We start from the raw sequence: 15,551 nt of genomic DNA on the forward strand, positions 1-15,551 counted from the left end.
TGTTACGGTACCAAGTGTAACAAGGTTGTTAGCAAGATAATAGTTTTATTTGGCAGCCACTATTTGCCGCAGGGCTCGCTCAAAGGCTTCCGGCGGCTGCCCGCCGGAGATGAGATGCTTTTCATTGATGATGACGGCCGGCACCGACTGGATGCCGTTGCGGTGGTAGAAATGCTCCATATCGCGAACTTCCTGCGCGTAGCGGCCAGATGACAGCACTTGCACTGCCTCCGCCTCGTCCAGGCCGACCTTGCCCGCCAGTTGCACCAGCAGGGTGCGCGAGCTTGGATCCTGGCCGCGCGTGAAATACGCATCGAACAGGGCCTTTTTCAGCTCTTTCTGCTTGCCATGTTCGCCGGCCCAATGCAGCAGCCGGTGCGCATCAAACGTGTTGTAAATCCGGCTACGCATGCCCATGGCGAAGTCGAAACCGACATCGGCGCCGCGCTGGCGGATCATTTCACGGGTCTGTTCCTGCTGGGCGGGGCTGGCGCCGTATTTCTGGCGCAGGTGCTCGGTGATGTCCTGCCCTTCCGGCACCATGTGCGGATTCAGCTCGAAGGGCTGGAAGTGGATTTGCGCCTGGACGCTTTCGCCAAGACGGCCCAGCGCCACTTCCAGGCTGTTCAGCCCGATCGCACACCAGGGACAGGAGACGTCGGAAACGAAGTCGATGCGGATCGGGGTGGTAGTCATGGTTTTCTAGGCCTTTTTCTTGGCTTTGCTGCCGATGCGGCTTTCTTTGCCAGCAATAAGGTTAGCAATATTTTTGGAATGGCGCCAAACCAGCAAACCGCTCATGGCCAGGACGGCAGCCAGTTGCGGCTCGGCGCCGAACAGCAAGCCGTAGTAGAACGGTGCGAACACGGAAGCGACCAGCGCAGCCAGCGAGGAATAGCGGAAGGCGTAAGCCACCACCAGCCAGGTCGCCAGCGTTGCCAGGCCCAGCCATACATTCAATGCCAGCAGCACGCCCAGCGCCGTGGCCACGCCCTTGCCACCGACGAACTTGAAGAATACCGGCCACAAGTGGCCAACAAACACGGCCACGGCCACCAGTGCGATGGCCTGGTCCGCCTGGTAGCCCAGGCCCAGTTGCTGCTGGAAATGGTCGACCAGGAACACGGCCAGCCAACCTTTGAAGGCATCGCCGATCAAGGTCCAGATCGCCGCACCCTTGTTACCGCTGCGCAGCACATTGGTGGCGCCGGGGTTGCCGGAACCATAGGTGCGCGGATCGTCCAGGCCGTAGAACTTGCTCACCACCACGGCGAAGGAAATCGAGCCGATCAGGTAAGCGCCAATAATCAAAAGCAGAGTAATCATAAATCCCCAGGATTCCTTGTTTTTATATGCGGCAGCGACTATACACCATACCGTCCGGCTCGGGCGGCGCGGCCGCAGGCAATCTTATCAATCCGCCAATGCGCATTGCACCGGCCTGGCCGCCAGCACCTCGGTCAGGACCGCTGGCTTGATACCAATCAGGAAGCCACGGCGCCCGCCATTGATATAAATCGTTTCCAGGCCAAGGATGCTTTCCTCGACATAGACCGGCATTGCCTTCTTGGTGCCGAACGGCGATGTGCCGCCCACCATGTAGCCGGAATGGCGCTGCGCCACCTCGGGCTTGCACGGCTCAACGGACTTGCAGCCGATATTTCGGGCCAGGTTCTTGGTCGATACCTTGCAGTCGCCGTGCATCAGCACGATCAGCGGCTTGGCCGCCTCGTCCTGCATCACCAGGGTCTTCACCACATGGTGTTCATCGACGCCCAGCTCGCGCGAAGAGACGGAGGTACCGCCATGCTCTTCGTACTCATAAGGATGTTCGGAAAATGCGACTTTGTGCTTGCGCAGCAAGGCTGTCGCCGGGGTTTCGGAAATGTGCTCTTTTTTTGCCATGCCGTGATACGCTAGTGCCAAGAGAGGAGTTTCTCATTATGCAGCAAGAAATTCGCTTTGCCACCTTCAATGTCTGCAACCTTGCCCCGCCAGGGGCGAAACTGTACGACAACCTGCAGCCTTTGACGGAGCAGGAGTACGAGGCCAAGGCGGAATGGACCGCGCAGCAGCTGGACCAGCTCGATGCCGACGTGATCGGCTTCCAGGAGATCTTCTCCCAGGCAGCGCTGCGCGACGTGCTCGCGCGGTCCCGTAAGTATCGCGATGCCGTGCATGCCGGCTTCGATCCCGATCCCCACGCCTCTCGTTTGACGCCTAATGTGGCGCTGGTGTCGCGCCTGCCTTTGGCTGCCGCGCCGGAAGTCTATGCCAATTTCCCTGAAGGCGTGCCGGCCGACTCGGGCCTGCCGGAAGCGGACCGCTTCGCCCGCGCGCCCCTGCACGCCCAGATCATGCTGCCCAACGAAGTGGTGGTGGACGTCATCGTGGTCCACCTGAAATCGCGGCGGCCGGATTACCGCAGCGGCGACACCTCGGAAGATCCGCTGCACCTGGCCATGGCCAGCCTGCGCTCGCTGGTGTGGCGCGGTACGGAAGCGGTGGCCCTGCGTGTCCTGTTAAGCAAAATGATGCGTGAAACGCGCCGGCCTTGCATCGTTCTGGGTGATTTCAACGACACAGCCGACGCGGTGACCACCACCATCGTGCTGGGCAACGGCGGCGGCATGATGCCCGGCGACGAGCGGCGCGGCCGCATGTATGACGCCAACCAGATCCAGCTGCGGCAAGACCATCTGCGCCATGTGGCCTATACCAGCATCCACGAAGGACACTACTCCACCATCGACCACGTGCTGGTGTCGGAAGAATTCAACCCTGCCTCGCCGCGCGCCATCGGCGAAGTGCTGGACGTCAGCTACTTCAACGACCACTTGCGCCAGGAGCGGCCCGAGGTTTCCGACCACGGCCAGGTGCTGGTGCGGCTGCGGCTGCGCTAGCCGGCCGTTCGTCAGTGACCACGAAGCCGATCGGCCGCTTGGCTGGCGCCTCGGCAGGCCGGGCCAGTTGCCTGAGTACGTCCACCATGGCCTTCAACTCAACTCGCGTTGACTCCTGGCCACGCGCCACCAGAGCGGCAAGCTCATCTAACCGCGCAGCAAGGCCATCGTGCGCGGCAACGAGTTCCCGAAGGTGAAGGAAGGCTCGCACGACATAAAGACCCATTTCGATTGCCTGTCCGGTGTTGAGCACATTGGATGCCTGGATTGACCCATGTTCAGTAAAGGCAAAAGGAAGGGTTCTCGCAAACTTCAGTCGCGCGAGGTGGTCACAGTTTGTGACCACCTCGCGTTTCTCAAGCGTAGTGAGCTGGAACATAAAATCTGGCGGGAAGCGACGGCTGTTGCGTCGTACGGCCTGATTAAGTGCTTTGGTCGGCACACCATACAGCTCGGCAAGATCCGCGTCCAGCATGACCCGCTGCCTACGTAAAACCAAAATGCGGCTGGCAATCGATTCACGCGTCATGGCGTCGTCCTTACTGCATTTTCCGCCAGTTGCCCCTGGTACTGGTCGCAGCCAAGCTCTCTCAGCAACTGAAGCTGGTCCTCAGTTTCGACGCCTTCGGCGATGACTGTCATGTCCAGGCTGCGCGCCATCGCAATGATGGTGCGAATGGCGGTGGCATCCGTGCCATTGTCCATGAAGGATTGGGCAATCTTCAGTTTGTAGATAGGGAATTCCTTCAACTGCATCAATTGCGAATAGCCAGTCCCGAAATCATCGATCGACACTCGCACACCAAGCTCCCGCAACGCACCAAGCTTCTCCGGCACGTCCGAGCCGCCACGCATGATGGTGTCTTCGGTCAGTTCCAGTTCCAGCCACTGCGGCGCCAGGCCACTGCCGCGCAACGCCTCAGCCACGCTGTCGACAAAATTCTTGTGCATGAACTGGCCAATCGCAATATTCACCGAAACCACCAGCGCCCCCCCATCTTCCAGCCATTTGCGCGCGCGGCTGCAGGCGCTGCGCAACACCCAGCCACCAATTGCCACCATGAGTCCCGACTCCTGCGCCACGTTCAGAAAATCCTGTGGCAACAGCAAGCCCTGCTCCGGATGGCGCCAGCGCAGCAGCGCCTCCATGCCAACCACTTCGCCACTGGCGATGTCGACTTCCGGCTGGTAAGCCAGTTCGAACTGGCCCTCGTCCAGTGCACGCCGCAGGCCCTTTTCCAGGCTGGCATGCACAACCACGCGTGCGTTCATTTCCTGTCCAAAGAACTGGTAGCGGTCGCGCCCGGCCTGCTTGGCGTGGTACATCGCGATATCCGCATGTTTTACCAGGCTGTCGATGTCCGCCCCGTCCGACGGGAACATGGCAATGCCGATTGAGGTCGAGACATGCAGCAGGTGCTCGCCCAGCACATATTCCTGCGTGACCGCCTGCAACACCGTCTCGGCCACATGCGCCGCGCGCTCCGGCCCACCAACCTCCGCCAGCACGACCACGAATTCGTCGCCGCCATGCCGGCTCACCGTGTCGACGCTGCGCACGCATTTCAGCAAGCGGGCGGCGACCTCTTTCAGCAAGCGGTCACCCACCGCGTGGCCGAGCGTGTCGTTGATCATCTTGAAGCGGTCCAGGTCGAGGAACAGTACTGCCAGCGAACTCTTGCTGCGGCGCGCTGCCGCCAGCGCCAGATTGAGGCGGTCGAGCAGCAGCACGCGGTTTGGCAGATCGGTCAAGAAATCATGCTCTGCCAGGTGGCGCGTATATTCCTCGGTCCTTTTGCGCTCCGTGATATCGGACAGGCTGCCCATATAATTCGACACCAGACCGGCCTGGTCCCGGATCGCTGTCACACTGACCCAACACGGGAAAATCTCTCCGTTCTTGCGACGGGCCCAGGTTTCGCCCTGCCAGTGATCGCTGGCTTCGACCTGGCTCCATACCTCACGATAGAACGACTCGTCCTGCACGCCGGAGCGATACAGGCTGATCGGCTGGCCCAGCAGTTCTTCCGCCGCAAAGCCGGTGGTCTGCGAATAAGCGCGGTTGCTGGCAATGATGTGGCGGCGCCGGTCCGTCAGCACGATGGCATCGCGGCTATTTTCAAACACCTGGGCCGCCAGCCGTACCGTGCGCTCGGCTTGCTTGCGGTCAGAGATGTCGCGCACAACCACATACAGCAGGTCCGACTGTCCGGGCTGCAGGGCAGTCATCAATACCTCGGCCCAGAATGCTGTGCCATCGCAATCGGTGTAGCACCATTCGAAACGGCTATTGCCATCGCTAAAGGCGACTGCTTCCCGGCTCGCCACCGCCGTTTCCGACAATTCGCCTCCCGGCTGGCGCAGCGGCGAAAAGGTATGCAAGCGGTGGCCTGCCAGGCGTGCCGCTGAGTCGCATTTGAACAGGCGCATGGCAGCGGGGTTAACCTCCACGATCATGCCGTCACGCATGATCAACACCGCATCGCTGGAACGGGCGAACATCTGGGAAAAATTTTCCCCGACTGCGCGCAGCGCCGATTCATCATCCTTGCGCTGGGTGACATCGACATCCATGCAGACAACCTGCGCCAACTCGCCGTCCTGCCAGACCGGAACCTTGGTCGAATACAACCAGAGGTCGCGTCCGGAAAATGCGCGCACATGCCAGTCGCCAAGCGGGCCTGGCTTGCCGCTGCGCCATACTTCTTCCACCATGGCGTCATGCTCATCTTGCCGTTCGGCGCGCGACATCAGTTCAGCCAGAGGCCGGCCGATCGCCTCCTGCATCGTCAGGCCAGCCAGGCTCGCAAACTGCGAATTGCAGAATGTCACCTTGCCTTCGCGGTCCAGGCTGCTGATCGCGACCAGCGGCGTCTGTTCAAGCGCCCCCACCATGCGCGCGATCAAGTCGAGCGCTGCATGGACGGGAGTCAAGTCGGCAGGCGAGGGAGTGCTCATGCCACATTTTTCGCCCGCTTCGCGTTTTTTCGTTTGCGCTATGTCAAAGGTGCCTGACAAGCGCCGCTCCATCCGCACTTTTTGCATTTCAAGTCGCCGTTTATGCGCTTTATCGCATTTACATGGCCGCTGGACTTGTTAAAACCTACAGTGTCACCATCGCAATCCGCGCCAGCGGACAACTTTGATGAAGAGACAATAATGAGCCCACAACCCGTGCACCTGAAATCCCCAAAACGCTGGCGCCTTCCCGTGATCGGCCTGGTAGTACTGGGCCTGGCGGGCGGTAGCTGGACCGTTATGAAATCGCAGGCCAAGCCGGCAGAAACGCCAAAGGCAGCGGCCGCCAAGGCCGAGCCTGTGCTCGAGCTGGCCAGTGCCGACGTGGCCGCCATCGATGCGCGGCCGCTCTCGGTTGGACTCCCCTTGTCGGGTTCACTGATCCCGGTCAACCAGGCCACCATCAAATCGAAAGTGTCGGGCCAGGTGCAGGAAGCCACGCTGCGCGAGGGCGTCTCAGTGCAGGAAGGGCAAGTGCTGGCCCGCCTCGACCAGGCCGACCTGAAAGCGCGCCTGGCCCAGCAGCAGGCCATGCTGGAAGAGGCGCATGCCAGGCTGAGCATGGCCCAGAAAAACGAATACAACGCGAAAGCGCTGTTGTCGCAAAAATTCATCTCGCAGACCAGCTTCGATACCACGGCCAATGCCGTCGAGCTGGCGCATGCCAACGTCAAATCGGCTTCCGCCATGGTCGACCTGGCCCGCATCGCGCTGAACGACAGCGTCATCCGCGCACCGATCAGCGGGATCATCTCCAAACGTCATGTGCAGGCGGGCGATAAGGTCGCGCCTGACATGCCCGTCTACACCATCGTCGGCCTGCAAGAGCTGACGCTGGAAGCGCAAGTGCCCACCACCGATATCCCGCGCGTGAAAATCGGCCAGGAAGTCAGCTTCCGCGTCGACGGCTTCGCCAAGCGCGAATTCAGCGGCAAGGTAGCGCGCATCAACCCGACCACGGAAACCGGTTCGCGCGCCATGCTGGTGTATATCTCGGTGCCGAACGCCGACGGCGTGCTGCGCGGCGGCATGTTCGCCAAGGGGAATATCACCACCGAGCGCACCAAGGAAGCGCCGATGGTGCCGCTGGCTGCCTTGCGCGAAGAGGCGGGCAAGCAGGTGGTCTACAAGGTCGCCGACGGCATCGTCGTGGCACAGCCGGTCAGCCTTGGCCTGCGCAGCGAGGACGTGGGCCTGGCCGAAGTGACCGCGGGCCTGGACAAGGGCGCCAACGTGATCATCTCGAAGCTGGAAGGGGTGAAGCCGGGCGCCAAGGTCAAGCTGGCTGCCCCGGCAGGCGTTCCCGCCGCCAGGCCGGCCATGCTGGCAGCGGCCAAAGGTTAAGGGGCGCCGTCATGTGGATCACTAAAATCTCGATCCGCCAGCCGGTCTTTGCCACCATGGTGATGGTGGCGCTGATGGTGCTTGGCATCTTCTCTTACAAGGGGCTCGGCGTGGAATCCATGCCGAACGTTTCCTTTCCCTTCGCCGCAATCGAGGTGGTGTATCCGGGCGCCTCGCCGGAAGCGGTGGAAAACGACATCACGCGCCCGATCGAGGACATCGTCAACACCGTGTCCGGCGTCAAGACCATCCGCGCCAATTCGTGGGAAGGCAAGGCCGGCGTCTACGTCGAATTCGAACTGTCCACCAATATGGACAAGGCGATGCAGGACATGCGCGACAAGATTGCGCTGGTGCGTCCGAAATTCCCGCGCGAAGCGAAGGAGCCCTTCATCGCCCGGGCCGAAGGCGAGAACGACCAGCCCATCGTCAGCCTGTCGTTCAGCTCGGACAAGCGCAGCCTGCGCGACCTGTCCACCATGACCGACCAGATCCTGGCCAAGCGCTTCCAGGGCGTGCCGGGCGTGGGCCAGGTGCGCGTATTCGGCACCACCAAGCGCCAGATGCTGGTCAGCCTGCGCCCGGCCGACATGCGGGCACAAGGCGTGGGCGTGGACGAAGTGATGCGCGCCATCCAGAACACCAACGCCAACCTTCCGGCCGGACGCCTGTCGGCCGACGTCACCGAAACCCTGGTGCGGGTGGAAGGCAAGCTGAAAGAAGCGGTGGAATTCAACAAGATCATCGTGGCGCGCCGCGCCAACGGCCCGGTCTACCTGGACCAGGTGGCCGACGTGATCGACGGCGAGGCGGAGGAACAGTCGATCTCGCGCGTCAACGGCAAGCCCGCCGTCTCGCTCGACATCACCAAGGTACAGGACGCCAACGTGGTCGAAGTCGGCAACGGCATCCTGAAGGTGGTGGAAAACCTGCGCAAGACCCTGCCGGAAGACATCAAGATCAAGGTTCTCGATTCGCAATCGGAGCGCGTGCAGGCACAGCTCGACAACGTCAAGCGCACCATCATCGAAGGCGCGATCCTGACCATGGTGATCGTGTTCTTTTTCCTGCACTCCTGGCGCTCGACCATCATCACCGGCCTGACGCTGCCGATCTCGGTGCTGGCCTCCTTCATCGCCATGAAGGCCTTCGGCTTCACGCTGAACTTCCTGACGCTGATGGCGCTGTCGCTGTGCATTGGCTTGCTGATCGACGACGCCATCGTGGTACGCGAGAACATCGTGCGCCACCTCGGCTTCGGCAAGCACCACCGCAAGGCGGCGGAGGACGGCACCAATGAAATCGGCATCGCCGTGATGGCGACCACCTTTGCCATTGTCGCCGTGTTCGTGCCGGTCGCCTTCATGGACGGCATCATCGGCCGCTTCTTCCTGCAGTTCGGCGTGACCGTGACGGTGGCGGTGCTGGTATCGCTCTTTGTCTCCTTCACCCTCGACCCGATGCTGTCGTCGGTATGGCATGACCCGGTCAAGGACCGCTTCAAATACCTGCCGTGGCTGGGCCGCATCATGGAGAAAGTCGAACATGGCGTGGAGAAGGTGCACAAGCTGTATGGCAAGGTGCTGGCCCTGGCGCTGAGATGGCGCAAGCTGACGCTCGCCACCGCCTTCGGCCTGTTCGCCGGCAGCCTGATGCTGGTGCCGATGATCGGCGGCGAGATGTTCCCGGAAACCGACCAGGGCCAGATTGTGCTGCAGCTCAAGGTGCCGGTCGGCTCCAGCCTGGATTACAACGACGCCAAGGTGCAGCAGGTAGAGGCGGCGCTGAAGGAGTTTCCCGAGGTCGACGCCGTCACGGCCAATGTCGGCGATCCTGCCGGCCGCCACATCTCCTTCCTGCGCATCAAGCTGACCGACGTCAAGAAAACCCACCGCCAGTCCCAGCAAAAGCTGGAAGGCGCGATCCGCAAGCGCATCGAGCGCATTCCGGGCATTACCCTGTCGGTGGGCCAGAAGCCGATCTTCATCGCCATCCTCGGCACCGACGAAGCCAAGCTGGAGCAGACCGCGCAGGCGCTGATGGCCAAGATGCGCAAGATCAAGGGCGTGGCCGACCTGGAATACAGCCAGGAAGGCGCCAACCCGTCGACGCTGATCAAGATCAATAACGAACTGGCCAGCGACCTGGGACTGAGCGTGCAGCAGATCGGCAGCGCCATGCGTCCTTTCGTCGCGGGCGACACGGCCAGCTACTGGCTGGCGGCGGACGGCCAGAACTATGAAGTCAATGTGCAGTTGCCCAAGTCCGGCCGCCAGCGCATCGCTGACCTGGCCGACCTGTCGCTCACCTCGAGCAAGACCGGCCCGGACGGCAACCCGCTGATGGTGCCGCTGCGCCAGGTGGTGGACTTTGTGCCAGGCTTCAGCCCGCAGGTGCTGAAACGCCAGGCCCTGCAGCGCCGGGTGGCCATCTACGCCGCGACCGAAGGCCGCCCCGCCGGCGACGTGGATGCCGACGTGAAAAAAGCCATGGACTCGATGACGCTGCCGGACGGCGTGCGCTTCGACGTGGCCGGCAATGCGCAGCAGATGGCCGAAACGATGAACGGCGCCATCACGGCGCTGAGCATCGCCGTGGTGTTCATTTACATCGTGCTGGCGTCGCAGTTCGGCAGCTTCCTGCAGCCGATTGCGATCATGGTATCGCTGCCGATGTCGCTGATCGGCGTGCTGGTGGCGCTGCTGGCGACCGGCTCCACGCTGAACGTGTTCTCCGTGATCGGCGTGATCATGCTGATGGGCCTCGTGACCAAGAACGCGATCCTGCTGGTGGACTTCACCAACCACGGCCAGCGCGACGGCATGAGCCAGTTCGACGCCCTCATGGCGGCCGGCCAGGTGCGCCTGCGTCCCATCCTGATGACGACCCTGGCAATGATCTTCGGCATGCTGCCGATGGCGATCGGCCTCGGCGAAGGCGGGGAAACCCAGGCGCCGATGGGCCGGGCAGTGATTGGCGGCGTGATCACCTCCACCCTGCTGACGCTGGTCGTGGTGCCCGTGGCCTACACCTACCTCGACAGTTTCGGCAAGCGCGCCAAGCGCTGGCTGCGCCGCGGCCACCACGACGACGCAGCCGCCGCCGAACAATCCAGCGTAGCCGAAGCCGCGTAAGCAGTTTCGCCCGACGGCCCGCCAAATAGCCGAGCCCGTGTCACACCATGGGGTCACGCCCCAAGTGTGACACGGGCTCGGCTATTCTGGACTGGTGGTGTCGGTCTCTTCGGTTTCGTAGCCGGCCTCGTCGGCATCCTGCTCGTCGGCTGGCCGGTTCTTGGATGCAAGTTTTTTCTGCGCTTTTTCCTCAGCCTTGCGCTTCTTTTCCAGCTCTCGCTGGCGTTTCTCGAATGCGAAATTCGTCTTTGCCATGGAAATACCTCCTGAAAGCCTACATTAGGCCGATTGGCGGCGCTGCGCAAACGAAATTATCCGCGCGGATGATGTAGCGCATGAATCTGCTTCAGACGCTCGCGGGCAACATGGGTATAGATCTGTGTGGTGGAAATGTCGGAGTGGCCTAAAAGCAACTGCACCACGCGCAGGTCGGCGCCATGGTTCAGCAGGTGCGTGGCGAAGGCGTGGCGCAGCGTGTGCGGCGACAGCGGTGCGGTAATGCCAGCCTTCAAGGCCTGCTTTTTCACCACGACCCAGAACATTTGCCGCGTCATCGGCCCGCCGCGGCCGGTGATGAAGAGCGCATCGTCCTGCTTGCCGTCGAGGATGACACCGCGCGCTTCGCGCAAGTAGCGCTCGATCCACAAGCGCGCCTGTTCGCCGAACGGCACCAGGCGCGTCTTGGCGCCCTTGCCGGTGATGCGCAGCACGCCGTCGTTCATGCTCAGCTCGAGCGTCTTCAACGCCACCAGCTCCGACACGCGCAGGCCGCTGGCGTACATCAGTTCCAGCATGGTGCGGTCGCGGATGCCCAGCGGCGTGCGCAAGTCCGGCGCAGCCAGCAGCGCTTCCACCTGCGCTTCGCTCAGGGTATGGACGAAGCGCAGCGGCTGCTTGGCCGATGCCATGCGCAGGCAGGGATCTTGCGCGATCTGGCGCTGGCGCAGCGCCAACTGGTAGAAGCGCTTCAGGGCCGACAGGCGGCGGTTGGCCGAGCTGGCCTTGGTGTCTGCGTGGCGGGCTGCGAAATAGGCTTGCAGGTCGGCCGTGCCGGCTGCATGCAGGCTGCCGACCGAGGGCCGCGCCGTTTCCAGCCATTTGGCAAAGGCCGTCAAATCGCGCCGGTAGGCATCCAGGGAGTTTTTGGACAGCCCGTCCTCCAGCCACAGGCTGTCGCAGAACTCGTCAATCAGAGCAAGGTTGCCTGCTGCCATTGATACTCTTTATGTCCTTCGTGGGCCAGCAGCCAGCGCTTCACGCCGAGGGTGAAGCCGTTCTGGTCGTCGCTGCCGGCAAAGCCGCCCAGGCTGCTGGCGCCCATCATGCGGTGGCATGGCACCAGCGGCGGGAAGGGATTGCTGCGACAAGCCTGCCCCACCGCGCGCGCCACCGAATCAAGGTGCCTGGCCAGCTCGCCATAGGTGCGCACCTGGCCGCGCGGGATTTCGCGCAGCGCTTGCCACACGCGGCGCTGGAACTCGCTGCCGCGCGTTGCCAGCGGCAGGTCGAAGGCGTAGTCGGCATCGTCGCAATAGGCCAGCAGCTGCTGCACGGCTTGTTCGGCCAGCGCATTGGTGGGCGATTTTTCCGGCGTGTCGCCGGGCAGGTAGAACATTTCCGTCACGACCGCGCCGGCCGTGCCGACGCCCATGGCGCCGAACGGGAGATGGATGATGGCGCTGAAGTCCCTGCCAACATGTTGTTTTTCGGTCACGCTTACTCCAATAAAACTGTGGCAATCATGCTACACCAGCGCGCCAGGATAGGGCAAAAAAAAACGCACCCGCAGGTGCGTCTTGAATCTTTTTTGTCACCACCCCGGCCATTTAACCCCGCTTGTGGCGGCGGCCAACAGCATACTGTCAGGCAGCGTGTCTCCTCTATGATCCGCGGCCGCGCCGCTTGTTCTTCTTCTTCACTCCCCACTAAATCCTGTGCCCTTAACCATCATGGTGCAAGTCGCACCGTTCGGGGGCGTGGCCATAGTAACCGATCTTTTTCCGAATATCGTTATTTATTTTGAGCAACTTGACAGCGGACTTATTTTGCTGTCTCGCGATTGATGGCCTGGATCAGGTCCTTGCCGATGCGCTCTTCCATCTGCTTTTGCACCGGCAGCAGGGCATTGCGCCACAGGGCCTGTTCCTGCGCGCTCAGGTTGTAGATCTGGGTCTTGCCGGACTTGCGGATCGCTTCCAGCGCCATATCGTTGTCGCGCTGGGCGATGGCTTTTTCGTAAGTGGTGGCTTCCTTCATGGCGCCTTCGAGCTTGCCGCGGATGTCCGACGGCAGGCCGTCCCAGAACTTCTTGTTGACGATGACGGCGTAGCCCAGGTAGCCGTGGTTGGAGATGGTCAGGTGCTTTTGCACCTCATGCATCTTTTGCGTGTACATGTTCGAGGGCGGGTTCTCGGTGCCATCCACGACGCCGGTCTGCAGCGCCATATACGCTTCGGAAAAGGCCAGCGATTGCGGCACTGCACCGAGCGCGCGCATCTGGATGTCCAGCACCTTGGAGGACTGGATCCGCATCTTCAGGCCCTTGAAATCGGCCGGCACGCGCAGCTGGCGGTTGGCCGACATGACCTTGAAGCCATTGTCCCAGTAAGCCAGGCCGGTAATGCCCTTGGTCTCGAGCTTCTTCAGCAGCGACTTGCCGATCGGGCCCTCGGTCACGTTGTACAGCGCGGTCTTGTTGGGGAAGATGTACGGCAGGTCGAACACCTCGAATTCCTTCACGCCGAGCGGACCGAACTTGGCCAGCGACGGGGCCAGCATCTGCACCGCGCCCAGCTGCAGCGCTTCCAGTTCTTCCTTGTCCTTGTACAACTGGCTGTTCGGGTAGACCTGGACCCTGACGCGGCCGCCGGTGGCCTTCTCCGCCAGCTGCTTGAAGCGCTCCGCCGCCTGCCCCTTGGGCGTGTCCGGCGCGACGACGTGGCTGAATTTGATGACGATGGGCGCCTGAGCGAATGCTTGGGACGTGACAAGTGCGGCCGCGCCGAAGGCGGCCAGGAGGGACTTCAAATGCATAAGGTCTCCCGGCGATTTTGGTGCATTATTATTCTCACTTTATATTGTCTTCAGCGGAATGGTGGCACACAACTGTGGAAACCCACAATACAAGCAGCAACTGGATTCGCTACCCTCGGCGCATGTTGAAACGCATATCCCTGCCCTTTTCCATACGCTGGCTGCTGCCGGTAGTCCTGGTGCTGCTATTCGTCGCCATCGTGTTCTGGCTCCCTTGGCAGGCGCGCCAGCTCGAGAGCAACGAGCGGCAGGAGCAATTGATCGCCGATACCCTGTGGGTCGAACAATCGATCCGCTTCCAGCTTGGCCGCCACGAAGAAAGCCTGCGCGGCCTGGCCAATGAAATCGCCGCCGGCCACCTGGCGCCGGCCGACGTGCAGCAGCGCATGGGGCGCATGCTGAAAAACGGCGCCGAGCTGAAAAGCGTGGTCCAGGTCGATTCCAAAGGGCGCATCGTCGTGGCCAGCGAAGGCACCCCGGCCAGTCCGGCCGGCGACGCCATGCTCGGTTCAGCCGCGCTGGCGGCGCAGGACCATGCGCGCCGCACGCACACTCCCGTCTACGCCGAACCGGAGCCGATTGGCGGCGACGCCGCGCCGGACGCGCTGAAAATGGACCTGCTGTTCCCGATCTACCGCGGCGACCAGTGGATCGGCAGCCTGGTAGCGACTTTCCAGCTCAGTAGCCTGCTCGACGAAATGGTGCCGTGGTGGTTCGCCCAGGATAACCAGATCTCGCTGCTCGACCGCGACGACAAGGTGCTGGCGCGCCGCAGTTCGGCCGGCCCGGGCCACGGCGTCTACACCCACAAGCGCGCCCTCGACCTGCCCGGCGCCACCATTACCCTGATGACGGACAGCGTGAAAAGCGAGCCGAAGCTGCTGCCCAACCTGCTGGTCGGCTCCGTCATCGCGCTCTCTCTTGCCCTGTTATGGAGCCTGTTCGCACTATGGGGCCACATTTCGCGCCGGCTGGCGGCAGAAGGCGAACTGCGGCAGCAAATGACTTTCCGCACCGCGATGGAAAATTCGCTGGTGACCGGCCTGCGCGCGCGCGACCTGGAAGGCCGCATCACCTATGTCAATCCCGCCTTCTGCCAGATGGTGGGCTACCCGGCGGAAGAACTGATCGGGCGTTCGCCGCCCATGCCGTATTGGGCGCCGGACGTCATGGAGGAATACCAGCACCGCCTGGCCAATGTGCTGGCCGGCTCGGTCACCCCCGAATTCGAAACCCTGTTCCAGCGCCCCGACGGCACCCGCATTCCGGTACTGGTGTTCGAAGCGCCGCTGGTGGACAAGGAAGGCCGCCACACCGGCTACATGGGTTCCATCCTCGACATCTCGGACCGCAAGCGCATGGAGGAATTGAACCGCCAGCACCAGGAAAAGCTGCAGGCCAGCGCGCGCCTGGCCACCATGGGCGAAATCGCTTCCATGCTGGCGCACGAGCTGAACCAGCCGCTGGCTGCCATTTCGAGCTACACCACGGGCGCCCTGAACATCCTTGCGCGCGGCGGCGATGCGGGCATGCTCAAGCCCGCGCTGGAGCAAGCCGGCGCGCAGGCACAGCGCGCAGGCCAGATCATCCGCAGCGTGCACGAATTCGTGAAGAACCGCGAATCGGAGCGGCAGGACGTGGCGCTGCAATCGATGCTCGACTCCATCCTGGTGCTGATCGAACTGCAGGCGCGCCAGCACCACGTTTCGCTGCAGATCGAGATCCCGGAATTGCTGCCGCTGGTGCGCGCCGACCGCCTCCTGATCGAACAGGTGCTGCTGAACCTGACCCGCAACGGCATCGAAGCCATGGCCGACGTGCAGCCGCTGAAACGCGTGCTGCGCGTGCTGGCGGAAAACGATCCGCTGGCCGGCATGGTGGTGGTGCAGGTCATTGACAATGGCCACGGCATTCCGCAGGACGTGGCCGAGCGCCTGTTCTCGCCTTTCTTCTCGACCAAGGCGGAAGGCATGGGCATGGGCCTCAACATCTGCCGCACCGCGATCGAGTTCCACGGCGGCACATTGACCCACCGCGACAACCCGCAAGGCGGTACCATATTCACTTTCACGCTGCCGGTCGCAGGCGGCGCCCAATAGAGCAAATTCGGGAGACCCAG

The 15,551-nt window shown here is 62.4% G+C and carries 13 protein-coding genes; 4 read left to right on the forward strand and 9 right to left on the reverse strand.

Annotation, left to right across the window (positions count from 1 at the left end; all coding sequences use genetic code 11):
• Positions 1-45: 45 nt before the first annotated feature.
• The 3 genes from ACN9MY_RS26955 to ybaK all read right to left on the reverse strand — a co-directional run bounded on the left by ACN9MY_RS26955 (position 46) and on the right by ybaK (position 1,905).
• The gene (locus tag ACN9MY_RS26955; protein ID WP_426164666.1) at positions 46-696 is read right to left on the reverse strand and encodes a DsbA family oxidoreductase; all 651 of its coding nucleotides are present in this window, start codon (positions 694-696) and stop codon (positions 46-48) included.
• A 6-nt stretch (positions 697-702) separates the two neighbouring features.
• The gene (gene plsY, locus ACN9MY_RS26960; RefSeq protein ID WP_426164668.1) at positions 703-1,326 is read right to left on the reverse strand and encodes a glycerol-3-phosphate 1-O-acyltransferase PlsY; all 624 of its coding nucleotides are present in this window, start codon (positions 1,324-1,326) and stop codon (positions 703-705) included.
• Between the two features lie 87 nt (positions 1,327-1,413).
• Positions 1,414-1,905: a Cys-tRNA(Pro) deacylase gene (gene ybaK / locus ACN9MY_RS26965; RefSeq protein ID WP_426164670.1), complete on the reverse strand. Its 492-nt coding sequence runs from the start codon at positions 1,903-1,905 to the stop codon at positions 1,414-1,416.
• A 38-nt stretch (positions 1,906-1,943) separates the two neighbouring features.
• Here ybaK and ACN9MY_RS26970 point away from each other — a divergent pair, with 38 nt between their 5' ends.
• Positions 1,944-2,903 carry an endonuclease/exonuclease/phosphatase family protein gene (locus ACN9MY_RS26970; RefSeq protein WP_426319205.1) on the forward strand — a complete coding sequence of 320 codons (960 nt, stop codon included), beginning with the start codon at positions 1,944-1,946 and terminating at the stop codon, positions 2,901-2,903.
• Here ACN9MY_RS26970 and ACN9MY_RS26975 read toward each other — a convergent pair.
• Complete coding sequence (locus tag ACN9MY_RS26975) at positions 2,827-3,432, reverse strand: ORF6N domain-containing protein (protein ID WP_426319206.1); 606 nt, start codon at positions 3,430-3,432, stop codon at positions 2,827-2,829. The two genes, ACN9MY_RS26970 and ACN9MY_RS26975, sit on opposite strands and share 77 nt — an antisense overlap.
• Positions 3,429-5,861 carry a sensor domain-containing protein gene (locus ACN9MY_RS26980; RefSeq protein WP_426319207.1) on the reverse strand — a complete coding sequence of 811 codons (2,433 nt, stop codon included), beginning with the start codon at positions 5,859-5,861 and terminating at the stop codon, positions 3,429-3,431. Before ACN9MY_RS26980 ends, ACN9MY_RS26975 begins: the two co-directional genes overlap by 4 nt.
• 201 nt (positions 5,862-6,062) lie before the next feature.
• Here ACN9MY_RS26980 and ACN9MY_RS26985 point away from each other — a divergent pair, with 201 nt between their 5' ends.
• Both ACN9MY_RS26985 and ACN9MY_RS26990 read left to right on the forward strand, forming a co-directional pair.
• Complete coding sequence (locus tag ACN9MY_RS26985) at positions 6,063-7,265, forward strand: efflux RND transporter periplasmic adaptor subunit (protein WP_426336384.1); 1,203 nt, start codon at positions 6,063-6,065, stop codon at positions 7,263-7,265.
• Positions 7,266-7,276: 11 nt separating this feature from the next.
• Positions 7,277-10,399, forward strand: a complete 3,123-nt coding sequence (locus ACN9MY_RS26990) for an efflux RND transporter permease subunit (protein WP_426336385.1) — start codon at positions 7,277-7,279, stop codon at positions 10,397-10,399.
• An 81-nt stretch (positions 10,400-10,480) separates the two neighbouring features.
• On the opposite strand, the gene ACN9MY_RS26995 is transcribed toward ACN9MY_RS26990, so the two are convergent.
• From ACN9MY_RS26995 to ACN9MY_RS27010, 4 genes are all read right to left on the reverse strand, one after another.
• On the reverse strand, positions 10,481-10,654 hold the full coding sequence (locus ACN9MY_RS26995) for a hypothetical protein (RefSeq protein WP_426164682.1): 174 nt from the start codon (positions 10,652-10,654) through the stop codon (positions 10,481-10,483).
• A gap of 56 nt (positions 10,655-10,710) precedes the next feature.
• Entirely contained in the window at positions 10,711-11,613 is a 903-nt protein-coding gene (gene xerD, locus ACN9MY_RS27000; RefSeq protein ID WP_426336386.1) for a site-specific tyrosine recombinase XerD, read from the reverse strand.
• Entirely contained in the window at positions 11,589-12,113 is a 525-nt protein-coding gene (locus tag ACN9MY_RS27005) for a methylated-DNA--[protein]-cysteine S-methyltransferase (RefSeq protein WP_426336387.1), read from the reverse strand. Before ACN9MY_RS27005 ends, xerD begins: the two co-directional genes overlap by 25 nt.
• A 326-nt stretch (positions 12,114-12,439) precedes the next feature.
• Entirely contained in the window at positions 12,440-13,432 is a 993-nt protein-coding gene (locus ACN9MY_RS27010; RefSeq protein ID WP_426319211.1) for a TRAP transporter substrate-binding protein, read from the reverse strand.
• A 122-nt stretch (positions 13,433-13,554) separates the two neighbouring features.
• Here ACN9MY_RS27010 and ACN9MY_RS27015 point away from each other — a divergent pair, with 122 nt between their 5' ends.
• Positions 13,555-15,531, forward strand: coding sequence for a PAS domain S-box protein (locus tag ACN9MY_RS27015; protein WP_426319212.1), 1,977 nt, complete (start codon positions 13,555-13,557; stop codon positions 15,529-15,531).
• Positions 15,532-15,551: the final 20 nt, after the last annotated feature.

Origin of the sequence: Pseudoduganella sp. R-31 (genome assembly GCF_049913235.1) — a bacterium.
In the GTDB taxonomy this organism is placed as follows: domain Bacteria; phylum Pseudomonadota; class Gammaproteobacteria; order Burkholderiales; family Burkholderiaceae_D; genus Rugamonas.

Excerpts from the sequence above, each read along its gene's own strand:
- ACN9MY_RS26985 (WP_426336384.1), top strand. The coding sequence starts at position 6,063 with ATGAGCCCACAACCCGTGCACCTGAAATCCCCAAAACGCTGGCGCCTT.
- ACN9MY_RS26995 (WP_426164682.1), bottom strand. The coding sequence starts at position 10,654 with ATGGCAAAGACGAATTTCGCATTCGAGAAACGCCAGCGAGAGCTGGAA.
- ACN9MY_RS27015 (WP_426319212.1), top strand. The coding sequence starts at position 13,555 with ATGTTGAAACGCATATCCCTGCCCTTTTCCATACGCTGGCTGCTGCCG.
- ybaK (WP_426164670.1), bottom strand. The coding sequence starts at position 1,905 with ATGGCAAAAAAAGAGCACATTTCCGAAACCCCGGCGACAGCCTTGCTG.
- ACN9MY_RS26980 (WP_426319207.1), bottom strand. The coding sequence starts at position 5,861 with ATGAGCACTCCCTCGCCTGCCGACTTGACTCCCGTCCATGCAGCGCTC.
- ACN9MY_RS26970 (WP_426319205.1), top strand. The coding sequence starts at position 1,944 with ATGCAGCAAGAAATTCGCTTTGCCACCTTCAATGTCTGCAACCTTGCC.
- ACN9MY_RS27010 (WP_426319211.1), bottom strand. The coding sequence starts at position 13,432 with ATGCATTTGAAGTCCCTCCTGGCCGCCTTCGGCGCGGCCGCACTTGTC.
- ACN9MY_RS26955 (WP_426164666.1), bottom strand. The coding sequence starts at position 696 with ATGACTACCACCCCGATCCGCATCGACTTCGTTTCCGACGTCTCCTGT.
- ACN9MY_RS26990 (WP_426336385.1), top strand. The coding sequence starts at position 7,277 with ATGTGGATCACTAAAATCTCGATCCGCCAGCCGGTCTTTGCCACCATG.
- plsY (WP_426164668.1), bottom strand. The coding sequence starts at position 1,326 with ATGATTACTCTGCTTTTGATTATTGGCGCTTACCTGATCGGCTCGATT.
- ACN9MY_RS26975 (WP_426319206.1), bottom strand. The coding sequence starts at position 3,432 with ATGACGCGTGAATCGATTGCCAGCCGCATTTTGGTTTTACGTAGGCAG.
- xerD (WP_426336386.1), bottom strand. The coding sequence starts at position 11,613 with ATGGCAGCAGGCAACCTTGCTCTGATTGACGAGTTCTGCGACAGCCTG.